At 74.1% G+C, this 21,072-nt stretch carries 26 protein-coding genes; 7 read left to right on the top strand and 19 right to left on the bottom strand.

What is annotated here, in order from left to right; translation table 11 throughout:
• Positions 1 to 93 precede the first annotated feature (93 nt).
• From EDD33_RS05760 to EDD33_RS05745, 4 genes are read left to right on the top strand one after another with little or no spacing between them, the layout of a single operon-like run.
• Entirely contained in the window at positions 94 to 537 is a 444-nt protein-coding gene (locus EDD33_RS05760) for a phage holin family protein (protein WP_123389490.1), read from the top strand.
• Complete coding sequence (locus EDD33_RS05755; RefSeq protein ID WP_123389489.1) at positions 534 to 782, top strand: DUF3618 domain-containing protein; 249 nt, start codon at positions 534 to 536, stop codon at positions 780 to 782. The genes EDD33_RS05760 and EDD33_RS05755 overlap by 4 nt, the downstream gene beginning before the upstream one ends.
• A complete protein-coding gene (locus EDD33_RS05750; RefSeq protein ID WP_123389488.1) occupies positions 779 to 1,903 on the top strand; it encodes a YihY/virulence factor BrkB family protein in 1,125 nt (374 codons plus the stop codon). The genes EDD33_RS05755 and EDD33_RS05750 overlap by 4 nt, the downstream gene beginning before the upstream one ends.
• A complete protein-coding gene (locus EDD33_RS05745) occupies positions 1,900 to 2,310 on the top strand; it encodes a hypothetical protein (RefSeq protein WP_123389487.1) in 411 nt (136 codons plus the stop codon). The genes EDD33_RS05750 and EDD33_RS05745 overlap by 4 nt, the downstream gene beginning before the upstream one ends.
• 322 nt (positions 2,311 to 2,632) lie before the next feature.
• Here the strand turns inward: EDD33_RS05745 and EDD33_RS05740 are convergent, their stop codons facing one another.
• The 12 genes from EDD33_RS05740 to EDD33_RS05685 all read right to left on the bottom strand — a co-directional run bounded on the left by EDD33_RS05740 (position 2,633) and on the right by EDD33_RS05685 (position 14,670).
• Positions 2,633 to 3,550 (bottom strand): 2-hydroxyacid dehydrogenase, encoded by a 918-nt coding sequence (locus EDD33_RS05740; protein WP_123389486.1) that lies wholly within the window; start codon positions 3,548 to 3,550, stop codon positions 2,633 to 2,635.
• 43 nt (positions 3,551 to 3,593) lie between these two features.
• Positions 3,594 to 4,865, bottom strand: a complete 1,272-nt coding sequence (locus tag EDD33_RS05735) for a deoxyguanosinetriphosphate triphosphohydrolase (protein ID WP_123389485.1) — start codon at positions 4,863 to 4,865, stop codon at positions 3,594 to 3,596.
• A gap of 54 nt (positions 4,866 to 4,919) precedes the next feature.
• Positions 4,920 to 5,870: a GTPase Era gene (gene era / locus EDD33_RS05730; RefSeq protein WP_123389484.1), complete on the bottom strand. Its 951-nt coding sequence runs from the start codon at positions 5,868 to 5,870 to the stop codon at positions 4,920 to 4,922.
• Positions 5,867 to 6,634 (bottom strand): siderophore-interacting protein, encoded by a 768-nt coding sequence (locus tag EDD33_RS05725; protein WP_123389483.1) that lies wholly within the window; start codon positions 6,632 to 6,634, stop codon positions 5,867 to 5,869. Before EDD33_RS05725 ends, era begins: the two co-directional genes overlap by 4 nt.
• Positions 6,635 to 6,662: 28 nt before the next feature.
• Positions 6,663 to 7,979 carry an SAM-dependent methyltransferase gene (locus EDD33_RS05720; RefSeq protein WP_123389482.1) on the bottom strand — a complete coding sequence of 439 codons (1,317 nt, stop codon included), beginning with the start codon at positions 7,977 to 7,979 and terminating at the stop codon, positions 6,663 to 6,665.
• Entirely contained in the window at positions 7,976 to 9,391 is a 1,416-nt protein-coding gene (locus tag EDD33_RS05715; protein WP_123389481.1) for an FAD-binding oxidoreductase, read from the bottom strand. Before EDD33_RS05715 ends, EDD33_RS05720 begins: the two co-directional genes overlap by 4 nt.
• Before the next feature lie 101 nt (positions 9,392 to 9,492).
• On the bottom strand, positions 9,493 to 9,876 hold the full coding sequence (locus tag EDD33_RS05710) for a cytidine deaminase (protein WP_246003380.1): 384 nt from the start codon (positions 9,874 to 9,876) through the stop codon (positions 9,493 to 9,495).
• Positions 9,877 to 9,886: 10 nt separating this feature from the next.
• Positions 9,887 to 11,266: a hemolysin family protein gene (locus EDD33_RS05705; RefSeq protein WP_123389480.1), complete on the bottom strand. Its 1,380-nt coding sequence runs from the start codon at positions 11,264 to 11,266 to the stop codon at positions 9,887 to 9,889.
• Positions 11,267 to 11,274: 8 nt separating this feature from the next.
• Entirely contained in the window at positions 11,275 to 11,784 is a 510-nt protein-coding gene (gene ybeY / locus EDD33_RS05700; RefSeq protein WP_123389479.1) for an rRNA maturation RNase YbeY, read from the bottom strand.
• Entirely contained in the window at positions 11,781 to 12,752 is a 972-nt protein-coding gene (locus tag EDD33_RS05695) for a PhoH family protein (RefSeq protein WP_246003644.1), read from the bottom strand. Before EDD33_RS05695 ends, ybeY begins: the two co-directional genes overlap by 4 nt.
• 254 nt (positions 12,753 to 13,006) lie before the next feature.
• A complete protein-coding gene (locus EDD33_RS05690) occupies positions 13,007 to 14,200 on the bottom strand; it encodes a hypothetical protein (RefSeq protein WP_211332436.1) in 1,194 nt (397 codons plus the stop codon).
• A gap of 110 nt (positions 14,201 to 14,310) precedes the next feature.
• Positions 14,311 to 14,670, bottom strand: coding sequence for a histidine triad nucleotide-binding protein (locus EDD33_RS05685; RefSeq protein WP_123389477.1), 360 nt, complete (start codon positions 14,668 to 14,670; stop codon positions 14,311 to 14,313).
• A gap of 93 nt (positions 14,671 to 14,763) precedes the next feature.
• Here EDD33_RS05685 and EDD33_RS05680 point away from each other — a divergent pair, with 93 nt between their 5' ends.
• Positions 14,764 to 15,657: a Gmad2 immunoglobulin-like domain-containing protein gene (locus EDD33_RS05680; protein WP_123389476.1), complete on the top strand. Its 894-nt coding sequence runs from the start codon at positions 14,764 to 14,766 to the stop codon at positions 15,655 to 15,657.
• Positions 15,654 to 15,950, top strand: a complete 297-nt coding sequence (locus EDD33_RS05675) for a peptide methionine sulfoxide reductase (protein ID WP_123389475.1) — start codon at positions 15,654 to 15,656, stop codon at positions 15,948 to 15,950. Before EDD33_RS05680 ends, EDD33_RS05675 begins: the two co-directional genes overlap by 4 nt.
• Positions 15,951 to 15,957: 7 nt before the next feature.
• On the opposite strand, the gene EDD33_RS05670 is transcribed toward EDD33_RS05675, so the two are convergent.
• The 3 genes from EDD33_RS05670 to hrcA form a co-directional block, all read right to left on the bottom strand.
• Positions 15,958 to 16,710 carry a 16S rRNA (uracil(1498)-N(3))-methyltransferase gene (locus EDD33_RS05670; RefSeq protein WP_123389474.1) on the bottom strand — a complete coding sequence of 251 codons (753 nt, stop codon included), beginning with the start codon at positions 16,708 to 16,710 and terminating at the stop codon, positions 15,958 to 15,960.
• Positions 16,711 to 16,719: 9 nt separating this feature from the next.
• Positions 16,720 to 17,892 carry a molecular chaperone DnaJ gene (gene dnaJ / locus EDD33_RS05665; protein ID WP_123389473.1) on the bottom strand — a complete coding sequence of 391 codons (1,173 nt, stop codon included), beginning with the start codon at positions 17,890 to 17,892 and terminating at the stop codon, positions 16,720 to 16,722.
• A 72-nt stretch (positions 17,893 to 17,964) separates the two neighbouring features.
• On the bottom strand, positions 17,965 to 18,987 hold the full coding sequence (gene hrcA, locus EDD33_RS05660) for a heat-inducible transcriptional repressor HrcA (RefSeq protein WP_123389472.1): 1,023 nt from the start codon (positions 18,985 to 18,987) through the stop codon (positions 17,965 to 17,967).
• 108 nt (positions 18,988 to 19,095) lie between these two features.
• On the opposite strand from hrcA, the gene EDD33_RS05655 reads away from it, so the two are divergent.
• Complete coding sequence (locus EDD33_RS05655; protein WP_170169710.1) at positions 19,096 to 19,959, top strand: MBL fold metallo-hydrolase; 864 nt, start codon at positions 19,096 to 19,098, stop codon at positions 19,957 to 19,959.
• Here the strand turns inward: EDD33_RS05655 and EDD33_RS20260 are convergent.
• The 4 genes from EDD33_RS20260 to EDD33_RS20660 are packed head-to-tail and all read right to left on the bottom strand — an operon-like array spanning position 19,956 to position 21,045.
• The gene (locus EDD33_RS20260) at positions 19,956 to 20,552 is read right to left on the bottom strand and encodes an ArsR/SmtB family transcription factor (protein ID WP_211332435.1); all 597 of its coding nucleotides are present in this window, start codon (positions 20,550 to 20,552) and stop codon (positions 19,956 to 19,958) included. The two genes, EDD33_RS05655 and EDD33_RS20260, sit on opposite strands and share 4 nt — an antisense overlap.
• Positions 20,549 to 20,695, bottom strand: coding sequence for a hypothetical protein (locus EDD33_RS19895; RefSeq protein ID WP_170169709.1), 147 nt, complete (start codon positions 20,693 to 20,695; stop codon positions 20,549 to 20,551). The genes EDD33_RS20260 and EDD33_RS19895 overlap by 4 nt, the downstream gene beginning before the upstream one ends.
• 57 nt (positions 20,696 to 20,752) lie before the next feature.
• Positions 20,753 to 20,896, bottom strand: a complete 144-nt coding sequence (locus tag EDD33_RS19890) for a hypothetical protein (protein WP_170169708.1) — start codon at positions 20,894 to 20,896, stop codon at positions 20,753 to 20,755.
• 26 nt (positions 20,897 to 20,922) lie between these two features.
• Positions 20,923 to 21,045, bottom strand: a complete 123-nt coding sequence (locus EDD33_RS20660; protein ID WP_281274122.1) for a hypothetical protein — start codon at positions 21,043 to 21,045, stop codon at positions 20,923 to 20,925.
• Positions 21,046 to 21,072 lie beyond the last annotated feature (27 nt).

Below are 21,072 nucleotides of genomic sequence, written 5' to 3'. Positions count from 1 at the left end.
CGCGGAGTCTACGGGGGCCGGCCGACACCCCGCCCCGGCCGTGGCGGGGGCGTCCGGGGTTTGAGCGGGGGGCAAACGGGCTACGGGACACCCATGACCGACCAGTCGGGCTCCACAGCGGTGCCCACCACCCAGACCCACGACCCCCGCCAGGGAGCCGACCCCACGCTGGGCGCCCTGGTCAACCAGCTGACCACCCAGGTGCCCGAGCTGATCCGCTCCGAGATGCGCCTCGCCCAGGCCGAGCTGGCCCAGAAGGGCAAGAAGGTCGGCGTCGGCATCGGCATGTTCAGCGCCGCCGGGCTGCTCGCCTTCTTCGGCTTCGGCACCCTCGTCGCCACTGCCGTCCTCGCGCTCAGCCTCGTGCTCGACGGCTGGCTCGCCGCCCTGATCGTCGCGGTCGTGCTCTTCGCCATCGCAGGGATCCTCGCCCTCACCGGCAAGGGCAAGGTCCAGCAGGCCACCCCGCTCGCCCCCGAGAAGGCCCAGCAGGGCCTCAAGGACGACATCGCCACCGTGAAGGGACAGCGCGCATGAGCCAGACCCCCCAGGAGATCCAGGCCGACATCGAGCGGCAGCGCGAGCAGCTGGCCGGCACCGTCGACCAGCTGACCCAGAAGCTCGACGTCAAGGCCCAGGCCAAGCACAAGGTCGCCGACGTGAAGAACCGCGCCACGACCGACGACGGCTCCCCCGAGCCCGCGCTCCTCGGTGCCGGTGCAGGCGCCGCGGCCGGCGTCCTGCTCGCGCTGCTGATCATCGCCTGGCGGAGCCGGCGTTGAGCGGGGCCGACGTACGCCGCAGCAGCGACGACGTCTCGACCGCGACCCCCGAGGGGGCCTCCCACGAGGACAAGCCCGAGTCGCCCACCGACCTGCACAAGCAGTCGTGGGGCTTCGTGCTGCGCAAGACGCTGCACGAGTTCACCGAGGACCAGTGCACCGACCTCGCGGCGGCGCTGACCTACTACGCCGTGCTGGCCGTCTTCCCGGCCGCGATCGCGCTCATCTCGACGATCGGCGTCTTCGCGGACCCGGCCGCGGCGGTCGACAACGTGCTCAAGATCCTGCGCCCGCTCGTGTCCTCGCAGATCCTCGGCACGATCGAGCCGTTCCTGACCTCGGTGGCCCAGTCCGACGCCGCCGGCGTCGGCCTCGTCGTCGGTCTGGTCGCCGCGCTGTGGTCCGCCTCGGGCTACGTCGGCGCGTTCAGCCGGGCGATGAACAAGATCTACGAGATCGAGGAGGGGCGTCCGTTCTGGAAGCTCCGCCCCGTGATGCTGCTGCTGACCTTCGTCTCGGTCCTCCTCGCCGCGACGGTCCTCGTGCTGCTGGTGGTCTCCGGGCCGATCCTGCAGTCGATCGGCAACGTGGTGGGCCTCGGCGACGCGGCCGTGACCACCTTCGCGATCGTGAAGTGGCCCCTCGTGCTGGTCATGGTCGTGGTGCTGGTGGGCCTGCTCTACTACGTCACCCCCAACATCCAGCAGCCGAAGTTCAAGTGGATCTCGGTGGGCGCCGCGGCGGCCATCGGCATCTGGATCGTCGCCTCGGTCGCCTTCGGTCTCTACCTGGCGACGTTCGCCAACTACAGCAAGACCTACGGCGCAGCCGCCTCGGTCATCGTGGCGCTGCTGTTCGTGTGGATCACCAACCTGGCGCTGCTCTTCGGCGCCGAGCTCGACTCCGAGCTGGAGCGGGGGCGTCAGCTGCAGGCCGGTCTGCCCGCCGAGGAGGACCTGCAGCTGCCCCCGCGCGACACCCGCAACATCAAGAAGCTGCGCAAGCAGCGTGACAAGGACGCCGCGATCGGGCGCAAGATCCGGCGCGAGGCGGGCCAGCGCGACGACGCGTCGGCCGCCACAGACGCTCCCCACCGGGAGCAGAAGGAGGGAACCCCATGATCGGCAAGTTGGTAGTCCTGGCCGCAGGAGGCGTCGGCTACGTGCTCGGCGCCAAGGCCGGACGCGAGCGCTACGAGCAGCTCCGTCAGTCCTACGAGAAGGTCAAGAACGACCCCCGCGTGCAGGAGAAGGCGCACCAGGCCGCCGACCTCGCCCGCGAGAAGGCCCCGCTGGTGAAGGAGAAGGTCGCCGACACCGCGAGCTCCGCCGCCGACGCCGCCAAGGACGCCTCGGGTGCGGCCAAGGACAAGGTCAGCTCCTCGTCCTCCTCCACCTCGGGCCCCACCGGCGTGGTCTCCACCTCCACCCCCACGGGTGCGGCCTCGGAGAGCAAGGCCGACGGTGAGCTCAACCCCGAGCGCCTGCGCGCCGGCGAGGACACCGGCCCGAAGGGCGACCTGCCCTGAGCTGACGCACCACCTGCTCGACCTGCTCGACGCGAGGACCGACCCGGCTGTGCCGGGTCGGTCCTTGCTTGTCGTGGGTCTCGGGTGGGTCGGGTCGGGTCGACGGTCTCCCAAGGTGGCCTGGGAGACCGGCACTGCGCCGGGACCACGACCCCCGCGCAGCGACAGGCTCTCCGGCGCAGCGGCCCGCGGGGCGACGTACGCCGAGAAGCACCCGCGACCGGGCCCGGTCCCCGTGCGCACCCTCGCTCTCCGACCAGCGCTCCGCCGGGGGCGCTGGAACAGCCGGGGCCCCTCCGGAACCGCGCCGGGGAGAAACCGCCTAGTAGTCGCCCGTCACCACGTTGGCGAGGTCGTCGCCGGCGGCGTACCGCTCGAGCTGCTCGCGGACGAGCCGGCGGGCGCGGGGCTGCATGGCGCTGCTGGCGCCGCCGACGTGCGGGGTGAGCAGCAGGCCGGGGGCGTCCCACAGGGGGTGTCCCTCGGGCAGCGGCTCGGGGTCGGTGACGTCGAGGCCGGCGTGCAGGCGGCCGCTGGTGAGCTCGGCGAGGAGCGCGTCGGTGTCGACGACGGGGCCGCGGGCGACGTTGACCAGCAGGGCGCCGTCGCGCATCCGGGCCAGCATGGCCGCGTCGAAGAGGCCGACGGTCTCCTCGGTGCCGGGCACCACGACGATCACGACGTCCGCGGACGGCAGCAGCGAGGGCAGGTCGCCGATGGGGTGGACGCCGTCCCGGGCGCTGCGGGCGACCCGCACCACGTCTGCCTCGAAGGCGCGGACCCGCTCCTCGATGGCGGCACCGATCTGGCCGTAGCCCACGATCAGCACCGTCTTGTCGGCCAGCGACTCCCGGCGCTCGGCCGCCCAGGCGCCGCGGTCCTGCGCACGGACGAACCCGGGGATCCCGCGCAGCGAGGCCAGCGTCAGGGTCAGGGCGAGCTCGGCGGTCGAGGTGTCGTGGATGCCCCGACCGTTGCACATCGTGACGCCCTCGGGCAGGTAGGGGCGGACGTGCTCGACCCCGGCCGTCTGGGTCTGCAGGACCTCCAGGCGCGGCATCCGGGCCAGCAGCTCGCCGTCGGACCTGCTGAACCGGTAGTGCATCACCACGAACGTCACCTCCTCGACGCTCGCCGGCACCTCGTCGCTGTCGGGGTCGACGTGCTCGTAGCGCAGCCCCTCGGGCAGCTCCCCCAGCTCGGCGGGGTCGAAGGGCAGCCAGACCAGACGATCGCTCATGGCCCCATCCTCGCGCGGCGCGCGAGCGGGCGGGTGCCCCGGGTCAACGGCACAGCCGCGCGTGCCAGGCGACCGCCGAGGCGTCGGTGAGGCTGGCCAGCTGGTCGAGCAGGACCCGGGTGCGGCCGTGGTCGTCGGCCGCGTCGCGGAAGTCCGCCGCGTGCGCCGGGTCGAGCGCGTCCTCGCCGCGGCGGGCGAGCGCCTCGTGGAGCTCGCCGACCAGCTCGCGCTGACGCTCCATCACGCCCAGCCGGGCCGCCGAGCGCATGACGTAGTGGGCCGCGACCCCCTTGAGCACCGAGACCTCGGCGAGCGTCCCGTCGGGCACCACCAGGTCGGCGCGGTGGCGCGCCAGCGGCCCGGGGCCGTGCCGCTCGACGGTCGCGCGGTGGACCTCGCCGCAGAAGACCCCGATGAGGTCGCTGGTGAGGTTCTTCAGCGACGCCAGCGCCCGCCGGCACCCGTCGTACGCCGTGCCGGGCCACGAGCCGACCGAGCGCACCCGCCCCAGGGCCTCCTCGAGCGCCGCCTCGTCGACGTCGGGCAGGTAGAGCTCGCGCACCGTGGCGAAGACCGCGGCCCGCTCCCCCGGGTCGTCGAGCAGCGCCAGGTCGATGCCGCCCAGCACGACGCCGTCCTCGAGGTCGTGCACGGAGTAGGCGATGTCGTCGGCGACGTCCATCACCTGCGCCTCGACCGCGCGGCGGGCGCCGCCGACCCCCTCGCGCAGCCACCCGAAGACGGCCCGGTCGTCGTCGTAGACGCCGAACTTGCCGGGGCGGTCGGTCGGGGCGTCGGAGCGGGTCCAGGGGTACTTGGTGCAGGCGTCGAGCGTCGCGCGGGTCAGGTTGAGCCCCACCGAGCGGCCGTCGGCGGCGAAGGACTTGGCCTCCAGCCGGGTCAGGATGCGCAGCGTCTGGGCGTTGCCCTCGAAGCCGCCGGCCGCGGCGCCGAGCTCGTCGAGCACGGTCTCGCCGTTGTGGCCGAACGGCGGGTGCCCGAGGTCGTGGGCCAGCGCCGCGGTCTCGGCGAGGTCGGGGTGGCACCCCAGCGGGTGGGCGAGGTCGCGCGCGACCTGGGCCACCTCGAGGCTGTGGGTCAGCCGGTTGCGGACGAAGTCGTCGGTGCCGGGCCCGAGCACCTGCGTCTTGGCCGCGAGCCGGCGCAGCGACGCGGCGTGGACGACCCGTGCCCGGTCGCGCTCGAAGGGCGTCCGCTCGGGCGCGCTGACCCGCTTGGCCGGCTCCTCGACCCACCGCGCGCGGGCACGCGCGTCGTAGAGCTCCTCCCAGGTGGGAGCGGTCGTGGCGGTCACGCGGCGACGCTACCGGCCGCCACCGACGCCGCCACCCCGCCCCGGGGGGCGCCTCTAGAAGCCGAGCCGGCGCAGCTGCTTGGGGTCGCGCTGCCAGTCCTTGGCGATCTTGACGTGCAGGTCGAGGTAGACCGGGGTGCCGAGCATCGCGGTGATCTGGTGGCGGGCGGCGGTGCCCACCTCCTTCAGGCGCGAGCCCTTGTGGCCGATCACGATGCCCTTCTGGGAGGAGCGCTCCACGAACAGGTTGGCGTGGATCTCCAGCAGCGGCTTGTCCGCGGGGCGACCCTCGCGCAGGCCCATCTCCTCGACCACGACCGCGATCGAGTGCGGCAGCTCGTCGCGCACGCCCTCGAGCGCGGCCTCGCGGATCAGCTCCGCGACGATCGCCTCCTCGGGTGCGTCGGTCAGGTCGCCGTCGGGGTAGAGCTGCGGCCCCTCGGGCAGCCGCTGCACCAGCAGGTCGGCCAGCAGCTGCACCTGGTCGCCGTTGACGGCCGAGACGGGCACGATCTCGGCCCACTCGGTGCCGGTCTCGCGACCGAGGCGGTCGATGGCCAGCAGGTGCTGGCCGAGCTGCTCGGGCGTGACGAGGTCGGTCTTGGTGGCGATCGCGAACTTCGTCGTACGCCGGACCTTGGCCAGCTCGTCGACCAGGAACCGGTCGCCGGGACCCGGCTTCTGGTCGGCCGGGAAGCAGACGGCCACCACGTCGACCTCGGCCCACGTGGTGACGACCAGGTCGTTGAGCCGCTCGCCCAGCAGCGTGCGGGGCTTGTGCAGCCCGGGGGTGTCGACGAGCACGAGCTGCGCGTCGGGCCGGTGCACGATGCCGCGCACGACGGTGCGGGTGGTCTGCGGCTTGGAGGAGGTGATCGCCACCTTGGTGCCGACGATCGCGTTGGTCAGCGTCGACTTGCCGGCGTTGGGGCGGCCGACGAAGCAGGCGAACCCCGACCGGTGCGGTGCCGCGCCCTCGGGGGGTGCGGTGGGTGGGGTGGTCATGCTCGGTCCCTGCTCTCGTCGTACTCGGCCCAGATCTGCTCGTCGGTCTTGCCAGCCGCGCGGCCGCGGGCGTAGAGCGGACCGGGGTCGACGCGCCGCGCCTGACGACCGCGGCTGCCGCTCCAGTAGCCCATCACCTCGTGGTGCTTGGAGTCCCACCCGAGGTCCCGACGCACGTGACGCCGGATGTCGCGCATCTGCGCGGACTCCCCGGCCATCCAGAAGTAGCCCGGGCCGTCGGGCCAGTCCAGGCCGGCGACGGTGCGGGCGAGCTCGCTGCTGCCCGGCTCGGCGTGGTGCCAGGTGGCCTCGACACCGAGGTAGTCGGGCAGCGGCCCGTCGGGCGTCTCGGCGTGCACCGTCAGCGGGAGCGAGCCGGCGACCGAGGAGGCGATCCGGGCCATCGCGGGCAACGCCGTCAGGTCACCGGCCAGCACCACCCAGCCGGCGTCGGGCGGCAGCTCGAAGGAGCCCTTGGGCGCCCCGAGGCCGACCTCGTCGCCGACGCAGTCGGTCTGCGCCCAACCGGTCACCAGGCCCTCGTCGTGGACGACCACGTCGAGCACCAGGTCGTCACCCTCGAGCGAGCGGACCGTGTAGTAGCGCGTCTGGAACTGCCCGGGCACCGTCAGGGCCAGCCACTCGTCGGCGACGCCGGTCGAGGCCAGCGTCCCGTCGGTGGTGAGCTCGAGCCGGAGCAGGTGCTCGGAGACCTGCCGTCGCGAGCGCACGACGGCGCGGTGCGTCGTACGGGCAGAGGTCATCCCCGGAGGCTATCCGCCGGTGCCGGTCTCACACCCAGTCGGGGCGCAGCGGGAACCCGCTGCGGCCCTCCTCGTCGGTGCGCGTGGCCAGCACCTGGTGGAGCTGGATCTCGTTGCGCTCGAAGCCCATCCGGGAGCCGGCCATGTAGAGGCCCCAGACGCGGGCCGTGCCCTCGCCGACCTCGGCGACGGCCTCGTCCCAGTGCGCCTCGAGGTTGCGGCACCAGCCGGCGAGGGTGTGGGCGTAGTGGACCCGGAGGTTCTCCTCGTGCTGCACCTCCAGGCCGGCGTCCTGGGCCTCGGTGATGATGCGGCCCGAGCCGGTCAGCTCGCCGTCGGGGAAGACGTAGCGGTCGATGAACGCTCCGGTCGCCGTCGGCCTGTTGGTCGGGCGGGTGATGCAGTGGTTGAGCAGCCGCCCGCCGGGGACCAGCTTGTCGCGCAGGAAGCCGAAGTAGACGGGGTACTGGTCGACACCGATGTGCTCGGTCAGGCCGATCGAGCTGACCGCGTCGAAGCCGGTCTCCTGGACCGCGCGGTAGTCGAGGTGGCGGACCTCGGCGAGGTGCTCCAGACCCTCCTCGCGGATCTTCTCCTGCGCCCACTCGGCCTGCTCGCGCGAGAGCGTCACGCCGAGCGCGCGGGCGCCGTGCTCGCGGGCGGCGTGGCGCACCATGCCACCCCAGCCGCAGCCGACGTCGAGCAGCCGCTGGCCCGGCTGCAGCGCGAGCTTGCGGGCGACGAGCTCGTACTTCGCGCGCTGGGCCTCCTCGAGCGAGCTGTCCTCGGTCTCGAACAGCGCGCAGGTGTAGGTCATGGAGGGCCCGAGGACCATCTCGTAGAACCGGTTGGAGACGTCGTAGTGGTGCGAGATCACCTGGGAGTCGCGCTCGGAGGAGTGGCGCAGCCCCTCCATCACCCGGCGCCAGCGCGGCAGGTGCTCCTGCGGCGGCGGGGGCGGGGGCAGCAGCTGCGAGAGGCCGATCGAGCGCATCAGGGCCACCGCCTGGCCGGGGCTGGGCCGACGGAAGCGCATCGAGCGCAGCAGCGTGACCATGCCGGCGTAGGGGTCGCCCGGGTGGACGCCGTGCACGTCGAGGTCGCCGGAGACGTAGGCGCGGGCCAGTCCGAGGTCACCGGGGGCGGTGACCAGGTAGGCCAGGCCGCGCTCGGTCTTGAGGTCCAGCCCGAAGGGGGCGTCGGCGGGGCCGTAGCTGCTGCCGTCGTACGCCGTGAACCGGATCGGCGCCGGGCGGAGCAGCAGGGTCTCGAACATCTGCGCGATGGTCAGCTTCGGGGCCGTGGTCCCGAGGGCTGCGCCACCGAGGTCCTTGAGGGTCGTCATCGTCGTCGCACCGCCTTGTCGTAGAGGCTCGTGAGCCGGTCGTGGGGGTCGTAGCGCTGCTTCACCGCAGCCAGGTGGGGACCGTCGTAGAGACGGTCGAAGGTCTCGCGGTCGTAGAAGGACTCGGAGTAGAGGGACTTGTGGCCGTCGAGCTCGGCGACGCGCGCCTCGATCGCCCGGTTGAGCGGCGCGTCGGGGGCCTCGGGGCCGACGGGGACCGCCCCCCAGAAGCCGACGTTGACGTAGGTGCGCCCCGGCTCCAGGGGGTACGTCGGCCACGGGTTCGTCCCGGGCACGGAGTCGCGCAGTCGCAGCGGGCACAGCCAGACCGGGCGCATGCCGACGGCCTCGTCGAACCAGTCGAGGAACTCCCCCAGCCGCTCGACCGGCACCTCGACGTCCTGCACGACGCGCTCGCGGGCCGGGCGGCCGGCGCGCTCGTCGAGCCGGTCGACGACGCCGAAGCGCTGGTCGAGGCCCACGAGCCGGTGGTAGGTGTCGGAGCGGCGCAGCCGGCGCGGCCACAGCCGGCGCACGAGCGGGTGCTGGGCCCCGAAGGCGCGGGAGCACCAGAACCAGTCGGTGTCCCAGCGCCAGAGGTAGTCGCGGACCGTCATCAGGTCGGTGGTGCGCTCGGCCACCGAGCGCCAGTAGACCCCGGCGCCGGTGTAGTCCGAGCCCGGCTGGTCGCTGTCGACGAACCGGCCCACGGTGAGCACGTGGTGGCCGGGCTCGAAGGAGGTGCCGTCGAGCAGGTCGACCGGCTCGCCGTCGAGGGCGCCGGTGTCGGTGATCTCGGCGATGGCCCGCTCGAGCGGGCCGGTCTCCTCGAACCGCACGTGGCGCAGCGCCACGTGGGAGGTGACCGGCATCAGCTCGATGCGCAGCCGGGTGGCGTAGCCGAGCGAGCCGTAGGAGTTGGGGAAGGTGGTGAACAGGTCGGCGTGCTCGGTCGGGCTCGTCGTGACGACCTCACCGGCGCCGGTGAAGACGTCCATCTCGAGCACGGACTCGTGGGGCAGGCCGTGGCGTAACGACGTGGACTCGATGCCGAGACCGGTGACGGCGCCACCGAGGGTGATGGTGCGCAGCTGCGGCACCACCAGCGGGACCAGGCCGTGGGCCAGCGTGACGTCGACGAGGTCCTCGTAGGTGCACATCCCCTGGACGTCGGCGGTGCGGGCGCCCGGGTCGACCTCGATCACCCCGGTCAGCCCGGAGACGTCGAGCCCCGAGCCGGCCACGGTCTCGCGCGGGCGGAACAGGTTGGAGGTGCGCTTGGCCAGGCGGACCGGCGATCCGGGCGGGAGGGCGGCGTACGACTGCTGGAGGCGGCGGACAGCGGCGGCGTGGGCCGCGCGGCCGGTGGTGCTGGCCGGGCGCCGTGACGCCGGGGGCAGCAGGGCGGTCATGCCGGACACCTCCTGGGGTGGTTGCTCATCGCAACCATCATGGCACGTCGACACCCCCACCCTGCCAGCGACCGGGGTCTGGCGCACCACCCCGCGCCGCGTCAGGTCGTACGCCGCGCCCGCAACCGTCCGGCCGGGTCGCCGAGCAGCACCAGGACCCCGCCGCCGCCGAGGTCGCCGACCACCGCGAGCTCGTCGTCGCCGACGGTGTCGGACCCGGTCAGCAGCACGGCCGCCTCGAGGCCGGCGGCCCCGCTGGCCACCGCCATCGCGACCGCGGCCCCCAGGGCGCTGAGCCGCAGGTGGGGCAGGTCGACCGTCGCGGCGGCGTAGGTGCGGCCGTCGAGGTCGCGCAGCGCGGCCCCCTCGGCGGCGCGGGCCCGGGCGCGGGTCGCCTTGGCCAGCACGGCGAGCTTGCGGTCCTCCGCGCCGGGCTGGTCGGCGAGGTCGTCGGTCAGCGGCTGCCAGCCGTCCGTGTCGTCCACGCGCCGGAGTCTAGGTCTGCGAGGAGCGGACGCGGTCGCCCCGGTCCTCCCGCTCGCGCTCGCGGCGCTCGGAGCGGGACCAGCGCTCCTCGGGGACGTCGTCGTCCTCGGGGTCCGGGACCGGCTCGAGGCGCCGCACCAGCACCGTGCCGATCTTCTTGCGGCGGCCCTTGGCCTCCTCGGCGGTCAGCTGCAGACCCTCGACCTCGACCGTGGAGCCGGGGATGGGGACCACGCCGAGGTGCTTGGCCATCAGCCCGCCCACGGAGTCGACGTCCTCGTCCTCCACGGCCACGCCGACGAGGTCCTCGAGGTCGTCGACGGGGAAGCGTGCCGGCACCCGGCGGGCGCCGTCGGGCAGGATCTCGACGCCGGTCTCCTCGGCGTCGAACTCGTCGGTGATCTCGCCGACGATCTCCTCCAGCACGTCCTCGATGGTCACGATGCCGGCGGTGCCGCCGTACTCGTCGACGACCACGGCGATGTGGCGCCGCTGCGCCTGCATCTCGCGGAGCAGGTCGTCGGCGGGCTTGGAGTCGGGGACGTGGAGCACGGGTCGCATCAGGTGCTCGACGTCCTCGGTGCTCTCGGCGGCCTTGCGGTCGAAGACCCGCTTGCTGACGTCCTTGAGGTAGACGAAGCCGATGATGTCGTCGAGGCTCTCCCCCACGACCGGCACCCGGGAGTAGCCGCTGCGCAGGAACAGCGACATCGCCTGGCGCAGCGTCTTCTGCCGCTCGATGTAGACCACGTCGGTGCGCGGCACCATCACCTCGCGCACCGAGGTGTCGCCGAGCTCGAAGACGGAGTGGATCATCCGGCTCTCGTCGGACTCGATCAGGCTCGACGCCTCCGCGAGGTCGACCATCTCGCGCAGCTCGGCCTCGGAGCCGAACGGGCCCTCGGAGAAACCCTTGCCCGGGGTGAGGGCGTTGCCGACGAGGATGAGCAGGCGGGGCAGCGGGCCGAGCACCCGCGACAGCGCCAGCACGGCGCCCGCGGTGGCCAGGGAGACCGCCTCGGCGCGCTGCCGGCCGATGGTGCGCGGACCGACCCCGATGACGACGAAGAGGACCACGAACATCACGACCGTGGCGACCAGCGCCGTGGACCAGTCGTTGCGGCCCAGCAGGCTCATCGCGACCGCGGTGGCGAGCACCACCGCGGCGGTCTCGCTCAGCAGCCGCAGGAAGAGCAGGGCGTTGAGGTGGCGGGCGGGGTCGTCGAGGACCCGCAGCAGGTGGACCGCGCCGGGACGCTGCTCGTGCGCCAGCTCGAGGGCCCGGGCGCGCGAGAACGACGTCGTCGCGGCCTCGGTGCTGGCGAGCACCGCCGCGAGGGCGACGAGGGCGACCACCGTGAGGATCAGTGCCGGGCCGTGACCGTCCATCGGGCCGCTCAGCCGCGGTCGTCGGGCGTGGGCGCCGGTTGTCGGGCGGCGTGCTGCGCCGCGTCCGACTCGTGGCCGAGGAACTCCCCGAGCAGCTGGGCCTGGAGCGCGAACATCTCGCGGTGCTCGTCGGGCTCGCCGTGGTCGTAGCCGAGGAGGTGCAGGATGCCGTGGACGGTGAGCAGGTCGAGCTCGTCCTGCGTGGTGTGACCGGCCGCCTCGGCCTGCTGGGCGGCGACGGCCGGGCACAGCACGAGGTCGCCGAGGACGCCCTCCTCGGGCTCGGCGTTGACCAGGCCCGGGCGCAGCTCGTCCATCGGGAAGGCCAGCACGTCGGTGGGCCCGGTCTTCTCCATCCACTTCGCGTTCAGCTCGGCGATGGTGGCCTCGTCGACCGCGGTCACCGAGAGCTCGGCGAGCGGGTGGACGCGCATCCGGTCGAGGACGGAGCGGGCCAGCCGTTGCAGCCGGTGCTCGTCGAGCTGGACCTGCGACTCGTTCTGGACCTCGATGCTCACCCGCGCTCCCCCGTACGCCGCTCGGCCGGTCGGGCCGTCGCGGGGTGGTCGCCCTCCTGGCGGGCGTCGAAGTCGTCGTAGGCCGCCACGATCTTGCCGACCAGCCGGTGCCGCACCACGTCGTGCGCGGTGAGCCGGTTGAAGGCGATGTCCTCGACGTCGTCGAGGATGTCCTCGACCACGCGCAGGCCCGACTTGGTGCCGGAGGGCAGGTCGACCTGGGTGACGTCGCCGGTGACCACGATCTTGGAGCCGAAGCCGAGCCGGGTCAGGAACATCTTCATCTGCTCCGGCGAGGTGTTCTGCGCCTCGTCGAGGATGATGAACGCGTCGTTGAGCGACCGGCCGCGCATGTAGGCCAGCGGGGCGACCTCGATGGTGTTGGCGGCCAGCAGCTTGGGGATCAGCTCGGGGTCGAGCATGTCGTGCAGCGCGTCGTACAGCGGCCGCAGGTAGGGGTCGATCTTCTCGCTCAGCGTGCCCGGCAGGAAGCCCAGACGCTCACCGGCCTCGACCGCGGGCCGGGTGAGGATGATCCGGTTGACCTTCTTGGCCTGCAGCGCCTGGACCGCCTTGGCCATGGCCAGGTAGGTCTTGCCCGTGCCGGCGGGGCCGATGCCGAAGACGATCGTGTGCTTGTCGATGGAGTCGACGTAGCGCTTCTGGTTCAGCGTCTTGGGACGGATCGTGCGGCCGCGGTTGGACAGGATGTTCAGGCTCAGCACGTCGGCGGGACGCTCGGTCGTCTCGGCCTTGAGCATCCCGATCACGCGCTCCACGGTCTCGGCGCTGAGGCCCTGGCCGGTGCGGACGATGGTCACGAGCTCGTCGAGGGCGCGCTGGGCCAGCGCCACGTCGGCGGGCACGCCGGTGAGCGTGATCCGGTTGCCGCGCACGTGGACGTCGGCGGCGAAGGCCTTCTCCATCTGCGCGAGGTGCTCGTCGCGCGGCCCGAGGAGGGAGACCATGTTGATGCTGGTGGGCACCACCACCGTCGTCGGCGTCCGCGTCGCGGCCTCGCCGGCGGCCGGTGCGGCGGCCGGTGCGGCGTCAGGGGCCGTGTCAGGTGCGGTCGGGGCCAGGGGTCCGGTGGTGCCGGCGTTGCTGGGTTCGGTCATTGCTGGCCCACGGTGGGCCGCCCTTCGGTGTGGTGGCGATGATCGTCTCGATGCTACGGGAGGCCGAACACGCGGTCACCCGGGTTCCTTCCCGGCCGGACCGGTCAGGGGCGGGTGACCTGGAGGATGCCGAGGCACATCTCGTCGGTGCTGCCCTCGCCCCAGACGACGTAGCGCTCGGTGACGCCCTCGAAGGACGGGAGCTGGTCGCGCAGCCGCTGGGTGTGGCGGCAGGTGACGCGGACGGTGTCGCCGGGCACGAGCCGGGTGGGACGGACGGTGCGGCTGCCCTGGTCGTCGAAGTTCCAGACCGGCACGTCGAGCAGGGTCCTCGCCCGGGGCGTGCCGGGGTTGACCTCGATCCGGATCTGGCGGCCGAGCAGGTGCATGTGGCCGGCCACGCCGCGCACCGTCTCGGGCTGGGTCACCGGCCGGTCGCAGGTCTGCACGGGCCCCGGTCGCACCTCGCCGCACAGCAGGTGCAGCAGGTCGGCGGTCGACCCGGGACCCTCACCGAAGCGCTCCTTGACGTCGGCGACCGCGGTGGCGCGCTCGCACAGCGCCGCGTCGTCGCGTCCGGGGCGGCAGGGCAGCTCGACCGGCGCGGGGAGCAGCCGGGTGTGGAGCAGGGTCGTGGCCGGCGTGCGCGGGGCGAGACGGAGGTCGACGCCACTGCGGTCCGGCTCGGCGCCGCCGACCAGGTTGTAGTGGACCTGCATCACGATCCGCGAGCCGCGGTCGAGCTCGACGCCGAGCCCGCGGGGGTGCACCTGCTCCCGGCCGCCCGGAGCCCAGGCGCCGAGCCACGGGGCGTCGTCGAGGCCGGCGCCGGGTCCGCCGCCGAGGCCGGTGTCCCCGAAGCAGGTCCAGCCCTCGCCCTCGGTCGTCGCGTCCTCCCGCTGCGCCGCGTCGACCTGCTCGGCCGGCACCCGGAACAGGATCACGTGGTGGACGACGTCGGGGTTGCCCGGACGCACGTCGAAGCCGGTGATCACCTGGTCCGAGGCCAGCCGGGGGTCGAGCAGGAAGCAGCGGTAGTCGTCCGTGCCGCGGCCGTAGGGCGCCGAGGGCGTGTAGGCGGCCGGCATCCGCAGCCCGGCACGCCGCTCCCCCGCCCGCAGCGGGCGGGGTGGGGTGTCGTCAGCGGCGGCGGTGTGGCCGGAGTGGCCGGCCTCCGGCTCCCCGGTCGGCGACGGCGTGACCGCCGACCGCCCGGCTCGCGCCGGGGCGTCCGTCCCGCCGGACCCGGTGGAGCCGCAACCGCCGAGCAGCAGGGCGAGCACGGCCAGCGCGGCCACGACCGCGACGTGCGGGGCGGCAGGTCGGGTGGGACTCGGGAGAGGGTGGCGGGTGCCACGGTCTCCCGAGCCCAGGACCGGTCCGTCCTGGGCGCGGCCGCGGGAGACCGTCATCCGGGCGGCCAGCCCAGGTCGCGACCGCCGAGCAGGTGCAGATGGACGTGGAAGACGGTCTGGCCGGCCTGGGCGCCGGTGTTGAAGACCAGCCGGTAGCCGTCGTCGAGGCCCTCGGCCGCAGCGACCTCACGGGCCGCGTCGACGAGCCGGGCCAGGGTGGCGGGGTCGTCCTGGGCGAGCGCGGCCGCGTCGGCGTGGTGGGCCTGCGGCACGACGAGCACGTGGGTGGGCGCCTGCGGGTTGACGTCGCGGAAGGCCAGCGTCGTGTCGCCGCGGTGGACCACCTCGGCGGGCACCTCCCCGGCGACGATGCGGCAGAACAGGCAGTCCTCGACAGGGCTCGACGCGCTCATGGCCCCACTATGACCGACGCCCGCGGTGGCCACGACCCCTCGTGGGCCGTTCGCGGACAGCGGGAGCGTCGTACCGTGGCCGCAGGAGGTCCCATGCCCGCGCTCCCCCGGCTCGCGCGCCCTGAGCAGCAGCCCGACGAGCAGCGCCCCGCCTGGTGGGTGCCGCGCGTGCTGGCCGCCGCCACGGCGACGACCGTGGTCATCGGGGGCATCTCCTGGGCCGCGGACCGCGACCGGCCCGCGCCGCCCACCGACGGGGCCGTCGACGAGACGCGGTCCGTCGGTGCGACGGGCGGCCAGGAGGAGCCACGCGACCTCGCGGTGACGACGTACGCCGTGGCGCGCGGCGGCACCCTGCTCTTCGCCGACCGCCACCTCGTCGAGGACGCGACCGGCGACGACGTGCAGGTGGCGGTCCAGCAGCTGGTCAGCCGGCAGGTGGTCGACGACGACCTCGCCCCGGGGTGGCCCGAGGTGGAGGCGCGGGTGGCCACCCGCGTGGGCAGCGACCGCGTGACGGTGGACCTCGCCGGGCTCGACACCGACGCCGACGTCGGCCGGGCGCAGGCGGCCACCGCGCTGCAGGCCCTGGTGTGGACGGTCGACACCGCCACCCGTAGCCGGCTGCCCGTCGAGGTGCTGCTGGACGGCGCCCCGGCCGACGCGCTGTGGGGCGTCCCGCTCGGCGACCCCGTGGTGGCCGAGGACGGGGCGGTCTCCCGGGTGCTGGTCGACAGCCCCGCCGACGGTGCCGTGGTCAGCAGCGCGTTCACGGTGCGGGGGTGGGCGCGCTCCGAGGACGGCCGGCTGGCGTGGCGGCTGGTGGACGACGAGGAGGTGGTGGTGCGCGAGGGCACGGCGGAGGCGGAGCGGCCCGGCGAGGTCGCGGCCTACGACTTCGACGTCTCCTCCCCCGTCGGCGACTTCATCCTCGTGGTCTCGCTGGCCGGCGGGAGCCGCGAGACCAAGCGGCTGCAGGTCCGGTGAGCGGTCCCGACGCCGTGGCCGCACTGCTGGCCCGGGTGCCCGAGGGCTGGTCGCAGGCGTCGTACGACGGCCGTCGCTGGTCGGTCACCCGCACCACCCGTGCGGGCGGCCGCAGCGCCAGCGTGTACGCCGAGGCGCTGGACGGTTCGGCGGTGGTCAGCACCAACGCCTACGCCCTGGGCGAGGGGTGGGTGCTCAAGCCGTGCGAGATGCCGCTCGCGGTGGTGGTCGACTTCCTGGCGGGCGTCGAGACCCGACCGGACCCCGACCGGGCCCCGACCGGCCCCGACTAGGCCCCGACTAGGCCCAGCGGCCCGTCCGGGACAGCAGCGCTGCGACCGCGACGACGCCGGCCGTCGAGGTGCGGAGCACCGACCGGCCGACGGTGACGACGTGGGTGCCCGCGACCGCGGCGAACGCCGCGACCTCCTCGTCGGTCAGGCCGCCCTCGGGGCCCACGACCACGACGACCGACGCCACGTCGACGCCGTCGCTCGCCACCGGCAGCGCGGCGAACGCCGTGTCGGCCGCCTCGTGGAGCACCACCCCGAGGTCGGCCTCCTTGAGCAGGGCGACGACGTCGGCGGTGGTGGCGAGGCGGCGTACCTCCGGCAACCAGGCGCGGCGCGACTGCTTGCCCGCCTCGCGGGCGGTGGCGCGCCACTTGGCCAGCGACTTCTCGGCCCGCTCCCCGCGCCAGACCCCGACGCAGCGTGCGGCGGCCCAGGGGACCACGCGGTCGACCCCGACCTCGGTCAGGACCTCGACGGCCAGCTCGCCGCGGTCGCCCTTGGGGACGGCCTGGACGACGGTGACGTGGGGGGTGGCGCGGTCCTCGTGGCGGACCTCGGTCACCGCGACCACGAACGCGTTCTTCTGGGCCTCGACCACCTCACCGGTGGCCGCGGTGCCCTCGCCGTCGGTGAGGACCACCTGCTCGCCCGTGCGCGTGCGCCGCACCACGACGGCGTGACGGGCCTCGTCGCCCTCGACCCGGACCCGGTCACCGACGCGGGCGTCGGTGACCGGTCCGAGGAAGACGGGCAGGCTCACGCGGTCGGCCTAGCGGGGGTGGAAGGCGTCGCGCAGCCGGCCGAACATGCCCTTGTGGGGCTGCTGGATCCGGCCGTCGGGCGACTCCTCGTGACGCAGCCGGGCCAGCTCCTGGAGCAGCTCGGTCTGGCGGTCGTCGAGGCGCGCGGGGGTCTCGACGTCGATCGTGATCACGAGGTCGCCGCGCACCTGCGAGCGCAGGTGCGGGATGCCGCGGCCGCGCAGCACCTGCTCCTGGCCCGACTGGGTGCCGGGACGGACCTCGACGTCGACCCACAGGTCCATCTCGGAGTCGGCCTCGGCCACGTCGGCCTGGAGCAGCGGCATCTTGATCGTGGTGCCGAGCGCGGCGGCCGTCATCGGGACGGTGACGTGGCAGCGCAGGTCGGTGCCGTCACGGCTGAACACCTCGTGGGGCGCGACCTGGATCTCGACGTAGAGGTCGCCCGCGGGGCCGCCGCCGGGACCGGTCTCTCCCTCACCGGCGAGCTGCACGCGGGTGCCGGTGTCGACGCCCGGCGGGATCTTGACGGTGAGCGTGCGACGCGACCGGACCCGGCCGTCGCCGGAGCACTCGCGGCACGGCTCGGGGATGATCTCGCCGAAGCCGCGGCAGGCCGGGCAGGCCCGCAGCGTGCGGACCTCGCCCAGGAACGAGCGCTGCACCTGCTGCACCTCGCCACGGCCGTGGCAGGTCTCGCAGGTGACCGGGGTGGAGCCCTGGGCCGCGCCGCTGCCCTCGCAGACGGTGCAGAGCACGGCCGTGTCGACCTTGAGCTCGCGGGAGACGCCGAACGCCGCCTCGGCCAGGTCGACCTCGAGCCGCACCAGGGCGTCCTGGCCGCGCCGCGACCGCGGCCGGGGGCCGCGACCCTGCCCGGCGCCACCGGCCTGGCCGCCGAAGAAGGCGTCCATGATGTCGGTGAAGGAGAAGCCCGCGCCCTGGCCGGCCCCGGCACCGCCGCGACCGAAGGGGTCGCCGCCGAGGTCGTACATCCGGCGCTTCTCGGGGTCCGCGAGCACCTCGTAGGCCGCGGAGACCTCCTTGAACCGCTCCTGGGTCGCCGGGTCGGGGTTCACGTCGGGGTGCAGCTGACGGGCCAGACGGCGGTAGGCCTTCTTGATCTCGTCGGCCTCGGCGTCGCGGGAGACGCCGAGGATCTCGTAGGGGTCCTGGCTCAACGAAGTCTCTTTCGTGTCGGGGTGGGCGGCCGGTGGGCAGCAGTCGGTGGGCGGGAAGGAGGTCGGGCGGGCTCAGGCCTGGTCGAGGATCGTGGAGACGTAGCGCGCGACCGCGCGCACCGCCGCCATCGAGCCGGGGTAGTCCATGCGGGTCGGGCCGACCACGCCGAGCGAGCCGACGACCTCCTCGCCGGGGCCGTAGCCGGTGGCCACGACCGAGGTGGTGGCGAGCTCGCGGTAGGGCCCCTCGGCCCCGATCCGCACCGTCACCGAGCCGGCGGAGGTCGCCTCGCCCAACAGCTGCAGCAGCACGACGTGCTCCTCCAGCGCCTCGAGCATCGGCTTGATGGAGCGGTCGAAGCCGTCGCCGAAGCGGGCCAGGTTGGCGGTGCCGCCGACCACGACCCGCTCGTCGGTGCGCTCGTTGCTCATCGCCTCGACCAGCGCGGCGCCGATCACGGCGACCGGGGTGCGGTCGCCGGGCTCGACCTGCTCGGTGAGGCGGCCCAGCGCGGTGGCCGCCTCGGTGATGCGCTCCCCCACGGCCGCGCGCAGGATCTTGCCCCGCAGCTCGGCCAGGGCGGCGGCGTCCAGGCCCTCGGGCAGCTCGACCACGCGCTGCTCGACCCGACCGGTGGAGAGGATCAGCACCAGCAGCACGCGGGTCTCGGTCAGCGAGACCAGCTCGACGTGACGGACCGTGGAGCGGGCGAGCGTGGGGTACTGCACGATCGCGACCTGCTGGGTCAGCTGCGCCAGCAGCCGGACCGAGCGCGAGATCACGTCGTCGAGGTCGTGGGCACCCTCGAGGAAGCGTGCGATGGCGCGCTTCTCGGCCGCCGACATCGGCTTGACCTGGGTCAGCCGGTCGACGAAGAAGCGGTAGCCCTTGTCGGTGGGGATCCGGCCCGCGCTGGTGTGCGGCTGGGCGATCAGCCCCTCCTCCTCCAGCGCGGCCATGTCGTTGCGGACGGTGGCCGGGGAGACACCGAGCGCGTGCCGCTCGACCAGCGCCTTGCTGCCCACGGGCTCACGGGTGGCGACGTAGTCCTCGACGATGGCGCGCAGCACGGCGAGCCGACGGTCCTCCTGCACAGCTCCTCCGTCCACGTGTCCGGTCCACCCGTCGGGTGGCTCCGCGGCCAGGTTGGCACTCCGGGTTTCCGAGTGCCAAGTCTACGCGCCGCGTCATACGCTCGCGGGGTGTCCGACGCCACGCCACGCCCCCACGGCGAGCCCACCCTGACCGAGCTGGCCGACCGTGTCTGGGTGGTGCGCCACCCCTGGTGGGACGTCAACGTCACCGCCGTCGAGGGCCAGCGCGGCCTGCTGCTCGTCGACACCCACACCTCGGACGCCTCCTTCGCCGAGGTCCTCGAGGTCGTGCGCCGCGCCACGCGGGCGCCGCTCGTGGAGGTGGTCAACACGCACGCGCACCTCGACCACGTGCTCGGCAACGCCGCCGCCCGCGCCGCCGGCGAGGGTGTGGTGGTGACCGGCCACGAGGCGGGTGACTGGGAGGGGCACCTGCCGCGCTCGGTGGCGGCGTACGACGGGCCGCGGGCCGAGGAGGCCGCAGCCGCGGTCGTCTCGCCGCCCGACCGCACGTTCTCCTCGGTGACCGCGATCGACCTGGGCGACCGGGTCGTCGAGCTGGTCCACCCCGGCCGCGGCCACACCGACGGCGACCTCCTCGCCCGGGTCGAGGACGCCGACGTGCTGGTCGCCGGCGACCTGGTCGAGGAGTCGGGGACGCCGGTGTGGGGCGAGGACTCCTGGCCGATGGAGTGGCCACTGAGCCTCGACCTCGCGCTCGAGCTGGTCGGCCCGGCCACGGTGGTGGTGCCGGGGCACGGGTCGCCGGTGGACCGCGACTTCGTCTTCGAGCAGCGCTCGTCGATCGGCGTGGTGGCCGAGACGATCCGCGACCTCGCCTCGCGCGGCGTACCCGCGTCCGAGGCGCTCGCGGCGGGCCAGTGGCCCTACCCGGCCGAGGACCTGGCCCACGCGGTGCGCCGCGGCTACGAGCACCTGCCGCGCTCGCAGAAGCGGCTGCCGCTCATCTAGTCCGTCGACACCCCCGGCGGCCGCCCGTTGGGGAACACGTTGGCCTGGACCTCCACCGAGCGGTAGCGCGGGTCGCCGTCGCGGCCGTCGGTGCGCTCGGCCCAGGACGACATCAGTGCGACCACCTCGGCCATCAGCTCGGCGGTCTCCTCGACGTCGAGGCGGAGGTGGCTGGTCGACTCGCCAGCCGCTTCGCGCCACGGCATCGGCCACTCCCGTCGGGAGGCCCGCCACGACTCGTGGCGGCCCCGACGCGAGCGGGCCCACTCGGTGTCGAGGATGCGGTAGGCCTCGGCGGCGGAGGGGTCGTCCTCGAAGTCGGCACCGCGGGTGCGGAGGTCCTCCTCGGTGGCCCGCCACCAGCGCTCGCGGCCGGTGCCGCGGGCGGGGTCGGTCTCCACGAACCCGTGCCGCTCCAGCTGGCGCAGGTGGTAGCTCGTCGACCCGCTCGACTCCCCCAGCCGACGGCCGAGCTCGGAGGCCGTGGCCGCGCCCTCGGAGACCAGCGCGTCGTACAGCTGGACGCGGAGCGGGTGGGCGAGTCCCTGGAGGGCCTGCCGGTCGACGCGGCGTACGGGCCGGGACGCGCTCACAGCTCGTCGGCCCGCGGCGTGCGCTGCGGACGGGCCGCGCGGGTGCGGCGGAGGGTGGCCACCGGGCTGCGCACGGGTCGGGTGGCGGCGGCCACGAGGTCGTCGCGGCGGGTGCGGGCGAGGGCTTCGTCGAGCTGGTCCATGCCGCGACCGTACGTGTGCAAAGACTTCTTTGCAAGGATTTCTTTGCGCGAGGGACCTCAGAGCAGGCGCACTCCCAGCGACGGCGCCAGGAGGACCGTGGGCACGACGTAGCTGACCGCGAACAGCGCCCACACGATCACTCCGCGGAGCAGCCCGGTCAGCAGCGCCCGCCGCGCGCTCGTCGGTCGCGCCCGCCTCACCGGCGGCTGCCCCCGCCGCAGCCGCCTCACGGCAGCCGCCGGAGGGCGGCCCGGACCCGGGCGCTGCGACGGGCGAACCACCAGCGCGCGAGCAGCCCGCGCAGGCCGGGGTCGCCGCGGTGCGAGTAGCCGAGGGGTGCGTGGTCCACGCCCCCGCCAACGCAGGGGCCCCGCAG

Origin of the sequence: Nocardioides aurantiacus (assembly GCF_003752505.1) — a bacterium.
Lineage (GTDB): Bacteria > Actinomycetota > Actinomycetes > Propionibacteriales > Nocardioidaceae > Marmoricola > Marmoricola aurantiacus.
This window is presented reverse-complemented; position numbering and strand designations above follow the sequence as displayed.